Here is a 15,349-nt window from a genome sequence, read left to right on the forward strand (position 1 = left end):
CTTAAAAATCAAAATATTGGCGAGCTGCTGCAAGAGGTCTACGAAAAAGATAAAAAAATAAACTAACCGAGTTACCATATATTTTAGCCGTACCTTGCCAGCCAATTCTAAGATGATCCATTGTCTGTGCTGCTTCAGCATCGATTCGGTAAACTAGAATATCTCCTGGTATTACTTCAGCACGAAAACCGATATTAGTAACTTCTGCACTGATTGACCTAAGTGGATCAATGTTTAGGTATATTTTTACCGGGGCTCCGATAGAAAATTCAATGTTATTTTCAACGGGTAAATCAATACGAAACATGAATTTTCCAGTTTCTGCAATTTCCATCAGTCTTTCACCAACAATCACTGGCTTCCCAATTAATTCCAGCTTGTCACCAAATAACAAAAATCCGTCTTTATCTGCCATCACATTAAGATGATCAAGCATTTCTTTTGCGTAATCTCTTTTGATGTTAGCTAATTCAACTTTTGTTTTTAATAAAGCAACTTCTGCTTTACTTTTTTCATCTTGGAATGCGCTTTGCGTCGCTTTTTTCAATTCGGCTTCGGCGACGGCCAAGGATTGCTGAGCAACCACATATTCGTTTCTATAGCTGGTATCTTCATAATTGACTAATATTTGTCCTTGAGAGATCGATTGATTGGGCTCAACTGGTATTGATGCGATTACTCCGTCGATAGGCGCGCTCACAATCAATGGATCTTTGGCAATAACTTTAACGGATCCTAAGGTTGAGTGCTGGATGGGTAGAAAAAACAAGATTACCGCCAGAACACCAATTACCCATCGGGTTTTTCGAGAAGCAAGCCATGTTTTTAATTGTTGATGTTTATCAAAATAGCCCCAAGCATGTGCATAGGTATCGGCTAATCGCTTTATCAAGAACAGTTCGTTATCATTCCACGCGGTTTCTCTTTCAAGCCATAAAGCACCTATTAACATGCCATTTGGTAACCGCATGCCAACCCAAACAGGAAATGGTAGTAATAAGCTCTGGTGATCTTGTTGCAATTCATCTGGGAGTTGTTCAAAAATGACTTGAAAAGGCTGATTGCTCGAAGATTCTTTTCTTTGATAATGAACGATGCGTTCAATCAATTGGTTTTTGGGAATTGTGCGATCAACTACAGTAAGACCTGATGTTCTGATTGTTTGGAAACTAGGGTTTTCCAGTCCGATAGCTTTTAAAAGTGTTGCGTGCCGGTATTTTAGTAAACGCCGTGTTTCATTGACTATAAGATAATGTAACGCCAATAAATCTTCTGCATTACGTGCATCTGCTTCTAGCTGAAGTAGGATTAAAGTCGCTTTATTTTCTTCTGAAAAGTCTTTCCTGTCATCCATGACACATAGACCCTTATGTGTTTTTCTAGATCAACATTAATCTGGGGAATTAATAGTAACGGCTCCGCTCATTCCAGCCAAAACATCTGCTGCATCGCTCTTAAAGCCTGAAAAGATACGTATGGTTTGAGAAACAGGGTCAACTCGGGCTCCAATTCTGGATATTTCGAGATCATAATTTTTCCCCGTTTCATCGATTGCTATAGAAATATTGATACCGGGTTTTATCCATTTTAGCCAACCGGATGGGACTATCATTTCAACCTCAAGACTTTTATCATCCAAGATTTTCATAATTTCACGACCTGGCTCAATTACTTCGTGTGCGTTTGCTTTAATCTCAGTGACTCGTCCATTCCATGGCGCTCTAAAAGAGCAAATGAAGTAATTGCCAATTTTGATTGCCTCCAATTCCGCCATGGCCTTATCCAATTGCACTTTGGATACTTCCAGTTCAAGCGAACCGACAGCATTAAATGTCGAAAGGCTTTCGTTATTCTCGGAAATCATTTTTTTTGTTAAAACCTCAGCTTCTGCTGCTTTTAGTTGTGCCCTTTGTCGGCTACATTCAAACTGTACTAGTTTTTCTCCTTGCTTAAAACGATCTCCTTCTTTGACATTAATATGCGTAATCTTAGCGATTACATCGGTTGATAGCACAGCTTCACGTAACGGTTTAACCAAGCCTCGGATCTTGGTCGTTGCAGTGGAAGAGGGAGTAGATTGTTCTTTAGTTTGTTTTTCTATAGTACTCAAGACAGATGCAGCCTTGGGTGCGGTAGGTTCCGCATAACTATTTGTTATGTAGCATGAAACAGAAAATACAAAAATGAATGCAATATAACTAGAAACTTTCATTTGATCTCGGCTCTTAATAGGATTAATAAAGATGTACGATGAAAGCAATAAGTCAAAGAATTCCAATTCAACACTATGTATTTATAGCATATTAAGTTAAGGAAATGTCACTGATTAACGATAAAAAGTTTCTTTTCGGTTACCAAACTAAGTTGTTTAAGGGCAGTATAAGCGTGTTCTTTTGGCATAGGGTGCCCAAGTAAATAACCTTGAGCTTCATCGCATTTTAAATTGTATAAATGTTTAAATTGTTTTTCAGTTTCTACTCCTTCTGCTACAACAATCATTCCCATTTTTTTCGACATTTCAATGATTGCCAAAACGATAGCACTATTGCTGCTATTCTCATTAATGTCGCTGATAAATGAACGATCTATTTTGACGATATCGATAGGGAATTTTTGTAAATATTGGAAGGATGCATATCCCATACCAAAATCATCAAGCGCAATTTGAACTCCCATATCATGGAGTTCATTTAAAAGCTGTGCCGAGCCTTCGATAGATTGCATAATCATGCTTTCAGTGATTTCAAGCACTAAATTCTTGGAGGGTACTTCATATTTACGTAAATAGCTGAGTATTTTTTTAGCCAAATCTTCAAATTGCATTTGTGTGGCTGATATATTCACTGATATTTGTATTTCGTCTGATACTTCTTTGCGCCAAATAGCAAGCTGTTTGATTGCTTCACGAAGAACCCAGTCGCCAATATGTAGGATCAAGCCGCTTCGTTCGGCAATGTCAATAAAGCTTGCTGCTGTTAGAATTCCTTTTTCAGGATGATGCCAACGTAGCAGTGCTTCAAATTTGCTGATCACATTATGTTTAATGTCAACGATGGGTTGATAAAAAACTTCGAATTGGTTCAGCTCAATGGCATGTATAAGATCTGACTCAAGTTGTATTTCTGAAAAATACTGGTGGTTCATTTCTTTTGAATAGAATTGGCATGTTCCTATGCCGCTAGACTCAGCATTATTTAATGCTAGGTCAGCATAATTCAGTAAATTAATAGGATTCAGGTCATCGACTGGATAGATACTAACGCCAATTGCGCTGTCAGTATTGATGTTGAAGCCATCAATAATTAATGCTTGATTTAGCGCAAGATAAATACGGTTAATAATCTGTGTTATCGGTTCGTTTTTCTGTAACTCAGAAAGTAAAATATAAAAACCACTTTCATTCTTTCTCGACAGCATTGAATCGATACCTGCGGTTTCCGTTTCAGAGGATACGGCATCCGTTGTGCGCAAAATATTGCTTATTCTGCGAGAGGCGTTGATGATGAATTTTTCCGCCGCCTCATAACCTAAAGTGTTATAAACCCGTTTATAGCTATTTAATGAAAGGGAAAGGATTGCCACATAGCAATCTGATCTAGCGGCATAGGAGATTGCCGTTTTAAGTCGCTCCTGTAAACCAAAACGATTCAGTAGGCCGGTTCCGGAATCATAGTTTATATGACGTTCAATCAGTTTTTGTTGTTTTTCATTGAGCTGCTCCAATTCTTTGATTTTTCCGATTAATTGATCAATGTCGATGTTAGCTCTATCGTGAACTACAGCTATTGAGGTATTATTTTCTTCCATATTGTCTACCGTACTAGCACTGCCTTCCTGCTGTGCAATATCTTTCCACAAGGTAACGCGGTTCCGGCCGTTTCTCTTAGAAAAATAAAGTGCCTTATCTGCCAAATCAATCATTTCATTAGTATTTTTTGCGCCATCTGCTATCAAAGAGATTCCTAAACTGATAGTCACGCGTTCAATTCCAAAAGCATGGTAAGCAGTAGTATTCATTACGTTGGTACGAATGCGCTCGGCAATTTTCAAAGCAATCTCAGTATCAATATTTGGTAGTACAAGACAAAACTCTTCCCCTCCATATCGACCTACAATATCTGTATCTCGTAAACTTTCTCTGGAAATCGTGGTAACTAATTTAATGATCTCATCGCCGACCTGATGTCCGTAGTTATCATTTACAGATTTAAAGTGATCGATATCGAGCATAATGCAAATAAGATTGCTGTCTTGCTCGCGTGATAAATTAAAAGCTTCGTCGAAATAGAGAGTCAATGCTCGTCGATTATAAAAACCAGTGAGCGGATCGACGTCTGCTAATTTTTTTAATTCATTATTTTGGCGTGATATTTCGTTCCTTGATGATTCTAGGTCTTTTAACATTAAGTCAAGCTTAAGATTGTTTTCTTCAATTTCTGTAACATCATCAAAAGTAACTAATGCACCTTTGCACTGATTGTTATTACCCATAATTGGTGAACTATTAATCATAAAAATGCTTTTATTCTGTTGCGTTGAATTAAAAACCAATCGTATACGTGTTTGTATTTTTCTTCTTTTAAGAGATTCAAACCAGGGATAGAGCCAATCTTCTTTCAATTGTTCTACGGAGCACTTTTCCCAGTTTAATTTTGAAACTTCTTGACCAATTAAACTATCAGGTGGCAGCTTTACTTTTTGGCTGAATGCGTTGTTTGCTAATAGAATACGTCCTTGTCCATCAAGAATCAGTATGCCTTCGGTTAAGGTATCAAAAGCAGATTTAATTCGTTGCGGTACAACGCCTGAAGGATCCAGTTCCCTTAATACGCGTTTAAGCATTAATAAGTAGCCAAGAAAACCAAATACGGTAACAAACAGTACAAAACCCCAAAATGAGTTTTTTATTTCATCTAATAGATTATCACCAAGGAGAGGCGCAAAGCTTATTTCAACGACTCCCCATACCTGATCATCTTGCAAGATAGGTACCTGAATATGTGTCAAGGATGGGGTGCCATTTTCATTAACTTGCCAGTGCTCATCATGAGCACCTGCAATTGCAAGAAACACTCCGTCACTTTTTCGAATGGCACCTGAGAGAATATCTGAATTACGACTGACTAGAATATTTAAAGTCTTTTCTATCTGGGTGAAATCATTTTTTTCTGCTGCTAGCGCAAACTGTATGGCAAGAATCTCTGTTATATTTTTGCGGTTTTCTAAAAGGGATTGTGATTTATCAGGAGCGATGCCAAGCGATTGAGCAATCAATAAAATACCTAGGATTAATGCAATTAACCCTAAGCTAAGTCGAACGTATGGCCGCAGTGTAAACATGCGTAACTAATTATTTATCTGGATGAAAAAGCTCTTCGGCAGAACTCTCTTTTTGTTCAGTATCATCGCTATCCACTAAATTTCCAAAAATACCTTTGCCTGATTTTGCAACGACTATCGAAAGAGGATCCACACTCTTCCACGCGGGAACGATGCTTAAGAAACTTGCCAGCATCGAACCTGATCGTATTAACCATCCTACGACACCTGCAGTTAATGAGATACCTGCAACAGACGCAACATTTGTGGTTAATTCTCTTTCATCGAATGCTTTTTGAATGTCTGTTTGTATATTTTCAACTTCTTCCCATAACTGTTGGCCGGCGACTACAGTGTTCTGTGTAAGTAAAGAATGTGAGGTTCGGCTACTAATTTCTTGTAAATATTCAGGGAAATTGCTATTTTCCTGATCTTGCAGGAATCTTGTGGATTGAGATGGTGACCTGGTGCTTTCGGTCGTATTTTCTGAAACGGAGGCGGCGGTTGGCTCAAATAAATTCTGTATTACTGGTAATGCAATTGTAGGTGTTACGGGTGGTATTGTTCCTTGGACAGAGGTATGGGAATCTGTTACTGGCGTCGTCGAATGTGGTGTTATTGGTACTATTGGTGGTGACGGTGTTTCGGGTAATGGAAGCACCACCGGGTTCACGGTTAATATTACGGTAACAGGAGAAGAATTTCCATAACCATCGTAGATGGCATATGTAAACGAATCCACTCCGACAAAATCTTTATTGGGAGTGTAAGTAAAGCTGCCGTTGGAGCCCATAACTAGCGTACCGTTTTCGGGGCCACTCACTGGAATGATTGATAGCTTATCGTTGTCGACATCACTATCATTGATGAGTAGTCCAGGTGCTTCTATGGACAATATAGCGTTCTGTATTAACGTGTAATTATCATTTAAACCAACAGGAAGGCTGTTGTCGTATATAACATTAATAATGACAGTATCAATGTCTCGTGCTGAATCGCGATCGCTACTGATGACACTTAAAGTGTCAGTTCCGATGTAATTGTGGCTACCTTGATAGATTAAGCTTGCCAAGGTTGCATTGATATCAGCGAGACTGCCTGATAAAGTCAGAGAATTTGTACCATTACTTCCAGCGCTAATGCTAGCAGTACCTGATAATGCAATGTTTAAAGTACCATGTGCAACGACTAATTGCACCGTATTTAAATTATTATCCGCATCAGAAACAGATATTCCTCCAAGGGTCAGTGGCGTGTTCTTATTAACAGTTTGGGAATCTGGCACTATGTTTATCGGCGCTTTATTGCCATTAGTCAGATTGATAGTAAAGGTCTCACTATAGGTCTGCCCTCCTGAGTCGGTGACTCTGACGGTAATGCTATGATGAGTGGCTGCTTCGTAGTCCAGTAACATGCCATTAGCCACGGTAATTTCGCCGGTGCTGCTGTTAATGGCAAAACGCCCGTCGGCAGTATCGATGAGGGTATAACTGAGGATATCGCCACTATCGGGGTCGGTTCCGGCCACAGTGCCCACCGGTGTACCGTTGGCGGCGTTCTCGGCGACACTGTTGCCAGCCAAACTTAAATTGGTGGGAGCTTCGTTAACGTTGGTTAGATTGACAGTGAAGGTCTTATCATAGGTCAGTCCACTAGAATCGGTGACCCTGACGGCAATGCTATGACTGGTAGCTGTCTCATAGTCCAGTAACGTACCATTGGCCACGGTAATCTCGCCGGTGCTGCTGTTAATGGCAAAACGTCCTCCGGCGGTATTAGTGAGGGTATAGCTGAGGATACTGCCATTGTCGGGATCGATTCCTGAGACCGTGCCCACCGGTGTGCCGTTGAGTGCGTTTTCGGCGACACTGTTGCCAGCCAAACTTAAATTGATGGGAGCTTCATTGACATTGACCAAATTGATGGCGAAGGTTTTATCATAGGTCAGTCCACTGGAATCGGTGATCCTGACGGTAATGCTATGACTGGCAGCTGCCTCATAGTCTAGTAACATGCCATTGGCCACGGTAATTTCACCGGTACTGCTGTTAATGGCAAAACGTCCGCCGGCGGTATTGGTGAGGGTATAGCTGAGGGTATCGCCATTATCGGGGTCGGTTCCAGCGATCATGCCAACTGGGGTGCCGTTGGTGGCGTTCTCAGCTACTGTGTTGCCGGTCAAGTTTAAATCGGTGGGGGCTTCGTTAATGTCGGTTAGATTGATGGTGAAGACTTTATCGTAAGTCAATCCACCAGAATCGGTGATCCTGACGGTGATGTCGTGACTGGTGGCTGTTTCGTAGTCCAGTAACGTACCATTAGCCACGGTGATCTCGCCGGTGCTGCTGTTTATGGCAAAACGTCCGCCGGCGGTATTGGTGAGGGTATAGCTGAGGGTATCGCCATTATCGGGATCGGTTCCGGCGACCGTACCGATAGATGTACCATTGGCGGCGTTCTCAGTCACCGCGTTGCCAGTCAAGCTTAAATCGGTGGGGGCTTCATTACTGTCGGTCAGATTGATGGTGAAGGTTTTATCATAGGCCAATCCGCTGGAGTCGGTGGTCCTGACGGTAATGTTATGGCTGGTGGCTGCTTCGTAGTCCAGTAGCGTAGTATTGGCTACAGTAATCTCACCGGTACTGCTGTTTATGGCGAAGCGTCCACCGAGGTTGTACATAAGACTGTAGCTTGGGGTGTCGCCACCATCAGGATCGATTTCGGTGACCGTACCTATCAGGGTACCGTTGGGAGCGTTCTCAGCCACCGTATTGCCGGTCAAGCTTAAATCGATGGGAGCTTCATTACTGTCGGCCAGGTTGATGGTGAAGACTTTATCATAAGCCAATCCACCGGAATCGGTGACCCTGACGGTAATATTGTGACTGGTGGTTGTTTCGTAGTCCAGTAGCGTAGTGTCGAGAATAGTGATCTCACCGGTGCTGCTGTTAATGGCAAAACGTCCACCGGCAGTATCGGCGAGGGTATAACTGAGGGTATCGCCACTATCGGGATCGACTCCGATAGCTGCAGCTACAAGAGTGTTGTTGGGGGAGTTTTCAGCGACGCTGTTGCCGGTCAAGCTTAAATCGGTGGGGGCTTCGTTAATGTCGGTTAGATTGATGGTGAAGATTTTATCGTAAGTCAATCCACCAGAATCGGTGATCCTGACGGTGATGTCGTGACTGGTGGCTGTTTCGTAGTCCAGTAACGTACCATTAGCCACGGTAATTTCACCGGTATTGCCGTTAATGGCAAAACGTCCGCCGGCGGTATTGGTGAGGGTATAACTAAGGTTATCGCCATTGTCAGGGTCGGTTCCAGCGATCGCGCCAACAGTGGTGCCGTTGGCGGCGTTCTCAGCCACTGTGTTGCCGACCAAGCTTAAGCTGGTGGGGGCTTCGTTAATGTCGGTTAGATTGATGGTGAAGACTTTATCGTAGGTCAGTCCACTGGAATCGGTGACTCTGACGGCAATGCTATGACTGGTAGCTGCCTCATAGTCCAGTAACGTACCATTAGCCACGGTAATTTCACCGGTGTTGCCGTTAATGGCAAAACGTCCGCCGGCGGTATTGGTGAGGGTATAGCTGAGGGTATCGCCATTGTCGGGGTCGGTTCCAGTGATCGTACCGACAGAGGCGCCGTTGGCGGCGTTCTCAGCTACAGTATTCGCGGACAAGCTCAGATTCGTCGGTGCGCCGTTTACTGGCGTAATGTCGATCGTCATCGTAGCCGTCGTACCGATTTCCGCATTCCGGTCGTAGGATATCAACTCGAAGTTATCGAAATAGGTTCGCCCGCTGTCACCGATCATCCACAGTCCAAACCATTGCCCGTCCTGTGATGCGAATGCTCCGCCGTTCACCTGCATGGTGACTTGGGTGAATGATCCTTGAATCTCAGCCACCTGCGTTTGATCAATGGTGCCCAACCCTGTACCGCCGGCCCACAGTTCGATGCGATATTGGCTTGTAGGAAAGCCGCTCTGCCAACCGACATTAAGGCTGAGCACATAGTCGTTGGTTGAGTTGAAGTGGGTATACAAGATCTGCCCCACCCAGGTACCGCCCGCCTCAACAAAAAACGCATTATCATGGTCCCTGCTAAACTGGGCAGTTGTCGGGTTCTCCACCCCCGCGGTATACGGTGACACCGTATTCACGGTCCAACCGGTTACACTCTGCTGCTGCGTCCCTTCAGTGATGACGTCGGCTTCGGCATTCGGGTTGTTCATCATAATCGGAGTGCCTTGAACCGGCGCAAAGTTGAACTGCGCATAGTCATTGCGCTCGTTCCCTACCCCTGAAATGCCGTAGCCATCGTATCCACTTTGCTCTGCGACGGGCACATAGCGCAGATTCCCCGCATCGATGGTGGCCTTTGTGATGATCTGGTTCACGACCACTGACTTCCAGTCTCCATCCACCAGTGTTTGCAGACTGCCCAGCACCGGGAGTGATCGGATCTGCAGCGCGCTGTTCGCCGTAATTGCCGAATCGACATCCGATATGTTGAACTCGACCCAGGTGAACACCAGCGGCGTGTCCTCGACACCCGTCACTGAACCGCCGGCGGAGATTGGGGCATCATTGACCGGCGTAATACTCACCGTGACACTGCCGGTCGTCGTTAAGGACCCCCCACTGCCTTGACTCCCATTGTTGTGATCACTGAATGTCCAATTAATCTGCACCGAACCCGGCGGCGAATCACTTGAGTTACTGTACGCAATCTGCCGCATCGCTGAGTTCACCAGGACGTTGGTCGCATTGCCATTGAAGGCGACCATCAGCGTGCCGCCGCTGTTGGTATAGGTGCCGATCGTTGTCCCCCCGATCACCACATTGCCGCTGGCGGCCGAAAGGGCCCCCAGCGTGCCGGTGGCGCTAAACACATCCTCGGCGTTGGCCCCGCCATTGCGAACAAGGGTGAGCGTTGCCCCGTTGAAGTTATTGGCCGTACTCAGCTCGGCATCGAAAATCTGGACATCGGCATCCAGCACCACCGGCATACCTCCTCCGATAAAGGTCGGCGCCGCATCGAGAGTGTTAATCAGCGCTGTACCAAATCGGGAATCGAGAGAACCATCCGTGTTGTAGCGCAACAGAACGATGTCATAGTCGGTACCATTCCAAGATTTTCCGGAGACAACAATCTTTCCGTCTGATTGAATTGCAACAGCCAATCCTTCATCTTCGCCAGACCCGATCGCAGTGGTGACCACTCCGTCACCACCCCCAAAGCTGGTGTCCAATGTTCCATCACTGTTGTACCGCACCACAGCAACATCATTATTGCTGCCAGTATCGGTATACCCAACCGCGACCATCTTGCCGTCACTTTGAAGGGCAAGGCCGCATCCGCTGCCGGCACCAGGGCCGAGGGTCGTAACGACAATTCCTGTTCCGCCAAGACTCGTATCGGGCGACCCATCGGTGTTATACCGGGCAAGGACCATTTCGTTGCCTGAATACCCGCAAGCCACAAGCTTGCCGTCCGACTGTATCACCAGACCGGTAAACGATTCCACATTAAGAATATTGACATTGGTGGCCACCTGCCCACCAGTGCCGAAACTGGTATCCAGAGACCCATCGCTGTTGTATCGGACAATCATCAGGTCATAATTTCCTCCTCCTCCAGCAACGACGATCTTGCCGTCCGGTTGTACGATCATATGGTTTATGGTGTCGCTGGCACTCCCGCCAAATGAGGTGGTCACGATCCCATTACTGCCGAAGCTGGTATCCAGCGACCCATCTGCCTGGTACCGAGCGACCATAAAATCGACTCCGGCTCCGTTGGTATAGCCCCCGACGAGAATCTTGCCGTCTCCCTGCACGACCACCGTCGTTGCAGTATCATCGGAACTTATGTCCGTGGTCACGATGCCATCGCCGCCGCCGAAACTCGCATCCGGCGAACCGTCGGCGTTCAAGCGCACCAACAGAAAATCGCCCTGAGAAGCAGGATAAGAATAGCCTGCGAGAAGAATCTTTCCGTCCGTTTGCAATGTCAGAGCATTTCCCTCCTGTTGGACAGCGGCAGGAAGACTATAAATTCCGTCGCCGCCGCCAAAACTGGTATCAAGAGAGCCATCGCTGTTGTAGCGTGTCACGATCATTGCCGTGGGGCTCCCGGAAGTCCCGACCACCAAAATCTTCCCGTCCGGCTGCACCACCACATCTTCGCCAGTTTCACTGAAAAGCACATCCGTCGTAACGATCCCACGACCAACCGTAAACGTCGGTCCTTCGTTGACCGCCGTCACGTTCACGTCGATGATATCGGTGGCACTCGAGAACGCCGTCGTCCCCCCGCTGCTCGCCGTACTGACTTTGCTGCCTGCGGTCCCACTCGTCTGATCCCACGCCCGCACCGTCAACGCGCCCGGACTCGTCCCGTTGTAGTCGGCGTTGGGGGCGAAGTAGAGCCGCATGCTCCCCGTATCGGATAGCAAGAGCGCGGACGTCGGGCTCACTGTTCCCACGGTCGTCCACGTCGTCCCGCCGTTCGTCGTGTAGTACCATGTCCCGTTCGTCTCATTGCTCCCCGTGATCGCCAGCCCCTTCGCCGCCCCACTGTCCACGTCCGTGATCCCGCCCGTCCACGCACTCACCAGCGAGCCTACCGCCCCGCTGGGCGGCCCCGCATCTTCCGGCACCGTCAGGCTCAACGCCGTATCCGTCAGCCCCGGCGCATCGTTGATGGGTGTAATGTCGATGCTCATCGTTGCTCCAGCGCCAATGTCGGTGGCTCTGGAAAACATGTTCAGCGTAATGTTGTCAAAATTGGCTTGGTTACTAAGTCCCACCATCTTGATTGTCAGTGATTGTCCATTGAGTGCATTGAAGCTCGTACCATCAATGGCCAACGTCCCGTTCACGAACGAACCTTTGACCATCATCACGCTTGTTTGATCAACGTACCCCAGCCTCGTGCCACCGGCCCACAGCTCCACCCGGAAGCTCGGCGGCGTGGGGTATCCGACATCACCCCGCCACCCAGCTTCGAACGACAAGCTATAGTCATTGGATGAGTTAAAATTCGTCGGCAGTATCTGGGATAACGTTGCACCGCTATTGACGTACAGATTGTTATCGTGATCATTAGTAAACTCTGACGTTGACAGGTTTTCAGCACCGGCATCTGCACCTGAAGTCGTCCAACCGGTGGCTGGGTCGATCCAAGCACCTTCGGCGATCACCTGTGACTCACCGCCCGAGTTGGCAATCACAATAGATGTACTCTGTACCGGGATAAAGTTGAACTGTGCGTACGTTTGGAGGCCATTACCGACACCAGACATCCCATACCCATCGTAACCGGACTCATTGGCATCCGGTACAAAACGAACGTACCCCGCGTCGATGGTCGATTTAGTGAGCACTTGGTTTACTGATACAGTGAGCCAGGTACTGCCATTGTAGTATTGCAACGTGCCGTCGGATGGCAGTGTCGACACTCGCACGGCCGTATTCCCTCCAGTGGCCGTATCGACATCAGCGACATTAAAGTCAGTCCAACTGAAAACCTTAGCCGTATCTTCAGTCCCAGCGACGCTCCCGCCGATCGAGGTGGGCGCCTCGTTGACATTGGTCACCGTCACGGCAATGGATTGGGTATCGGCCCCGCCATTGTTATCCTTCACCGTCACGAGGACGTCGTACACATTATTGCCGCCGACGTCGGTCGGCGACTCGTAGTTGGGTGCGGAGATAAAACTCAACGCGCCGGTACTGCTGTTGATCGTAAACTTGGTAGCATCGGCGCCGCCGCTGATCGAATAGGCGCGCGTCGCCCCAACGTCGGCGTCGGTCGCTGTCACCGTGGTGACGGCCGTGGTATTCTCGGCAACACTGACCGAAGCCGTCACTCCTCCTCCGTTGCTCGTAATTGTCGGGGCACTGTTCCCCCCGGTAGCCGTATATCGCTGCATAAACATCCCGGATGCGTCGCCCGTGCCGTTTCCGGACCAAGTGACTACAACTTTCCCATTCTGGTAAGCAATAGCAGCGTAATCTTGGTCTCCCGAGATGGTGGTTGCCACAGCCCTTTCCGTGGTGAGCGCAGTTCCCGTGGAATCGTATTGCCTGGTATACGGTCCATAACCTGATCCATCTTGAGAGTCACTCTCCCAAGACACGACGAAGTTTCCGCCCGCATCCATCGAAACATTCGGGAGGTCTTGCCAATAGGATGTGGTATTGGTGACAGAAATGACACTGCCTTGCGCAACTCCTGAGCTATTGAACTGCTGTGCTTGAATGTCGGAATCCGTATTGATCTGGCGATTCCATGTCACCACGAAATGACCACTGTCATTCATGCTGATCGAAGCATGTCGATCAGTGTCGCTGGCAACTGCATTGATCAGAAATTCTCCGCCCTGCGCTACACCAGATGAGTTATACCGCTGACCGTAAATGCTATATACGCCACTGCCGGCGGTGCGCTCTGCTTCCCAAACGACCACGGTGTTCCCTGCAGAGTCCATTGCAATGTCAACCTGGTCTTGATCTCCCGCTGTTGTTGTGTTGACCACAAAGTTGGAGCCAATCTTCGTCCCCGCAGTGTCATACCGTTGGGCATATATGTTGTCGTAATACGTCCCGGCTTCTTGATTGCCTTGCCAGGTCACCACAAAGTTGCCACTTAGGTCTATCGCCACTTTGGCATAGTATTGGTCATTGGTCGTAGTTTCATTCACAAGAAATCCGCTGCCGACCGCCGTGCCGAACGCGTCATAGAGACGGGCATAGATATCACGGTCGCCGGTTCCCTGATTCTGCTGCCATGTCACCACGAAGGCGCCGTTCGCATTCATGGCAACACTGGCATTGCGTTCAATTGCAGCATTCGAAGCGATCACAAACTCGCTACCTTGAACCGTTCCCCCGCTGTCATATCGCTGCCCATGAATATCGCCAGCGCTCTCCCATACCGTGACGTAGTTTCCACCGGCATCCATCGCCACACTCTTCGTAGTTCTGTCCGTCCCCGCGGGATCGACGCCTTGGAATCCGTTTGTGATCGTGTTGATTCTCGTTTCACCGCCGCTGGTGGTGACGCTCAACAGATTGAACCAATTCTCCTGGGTGTCGTCATTAAGCGCAATCTGGGTCTCGATAGCACCCGTCTGCACTTCTAGATTCCAGTCACCGCCGAGATCAGTATGCCCGGTTTCATTGTTGGATGCGGCTACATCTGCGCCTGTTAGTTGCTCCAGAAGTATTGTCGTTTCCTGACCAATTTGTCCTTCGGCAAAATCGCATCCATATATCAGAATATCCGCTTGTTCGGATAACGCTTGTTTGATCACAGCCATTTCTGCGACGTACTGCTGTGTCATAGAATCGAGTGTGAGTGATCCTGTTCCAAGTTGTAGAGATCCGGAGCTGCCGTGAGAAATGATATGAATCGCATCTACTGACTGGCGTTGCGTCAGATAGTCCGCTATTTGCTTGACACCATCCTTCTGACTGTCAAGCAGGACTATTTGTATGTTTGGGTCGATTCCGCCTAGAATCGCTTCATAATTCTCAACATGAGCGTCAACGAAAACAATCTCGTTGACGGGATCGGTTGGGGCTTCATAATTCAATAGCCATTTTTCCAGTTCGTTTTCTAATTGGATTGTTGGAAGATTTTGGTAATCTGCTTCAGTGTCAAGAACCCCGGTGTCAGTCGAAGTTAAATTGGATAAGATTGAATGATCAGCGGAATTGTTTTGACTCGTTTGTTGATTCATTGAGTCAAATAATGATGTTTGCTCTGTCACCTCTATCGCAGTACTCACGGCGGCGCCGTCGAACATCATGCGAGGTTCTAACTGCCACAGAATACCCAATCCGTGATTGGATTTGACTTGGGGTGGTTGATGAATTTGCTTGGATCTTTTTTCCGCCACGTTATTAATCCATTTTTTGATGGACTCACTTATTAACAGTAATAGATAATTTATCGGGATTTTTGCTAAAATCCTTTAATGAGTAAATTAATTTATTGTTTTTATTGAGTTAAATTC

Annotated in this window: 4 protein-coding genes; all 4 read right to left on the reverse strand. The window is 47.0% G+C overall.

Annotation, left to right across the window (positions count from 1 at the left end):
- Position 1: 1 nt before the first annotated feature.
- Entirely contained in the window at positions 2 to 1,354 is a 1,353-nt protein-coding gene (locus tag W03_RS01620; protein ID WP_244070772.1) for an efflux RND transporter periplasmic adaptor subunit, read from the reverse strand.
- 36 nt (positions 1,355 to 1,390) lie between these two features.
- Positions 1,391 to 2,212, reverse strand: coding sequence for an efflux RND transporter periplasmic adaptor subunit (locus W03_RS01625; protein WP_244070774.1), 822 nt, complete (start codon positions 2,210 to 2,212; stop codon positions 1,391 to 1,393).
- 107 nt (positions 2,213 to 2,319) lie between these two features.
- Positions 2,320 to 5,274 (reverse strand): EAL domain-containing protein, encoded by a 2,955-nt coding sequence (locus tag W03_RS01630; RefSeq protein WP_244070776.1) that lies wholly within the window; start codon positions 5,272 to 5,274, stop codon positions 2,320 to 2,322.
- A gap of 76 nt (positions 5,275 to 5,350) precedes the next feature.
- A complete protein-coding gene (locus W03_RS01635; RefSeq protein ID WP_244070778.1) occupies positions 5,351 to 15,232 on the reverse strand; it encodes a cadherin domain-containing protein in 9,882 nt (3,293 codons plus the stop codon).
- Between the last annotated feature and the right edge of the window lie 117 nt (positions 15,233 to 15,349).

It is taken from the genome of Nitrosomonas sp. PY1, assembly GCF_022836435.1.
In the GTDB taxonomy this organism is placed as follows: domain Bacteria; phylum Pseudomonadota; class Gammaproteobacteria; order Burkholderiales; family Nitrosomonadaceae; genus Nitrosomonas.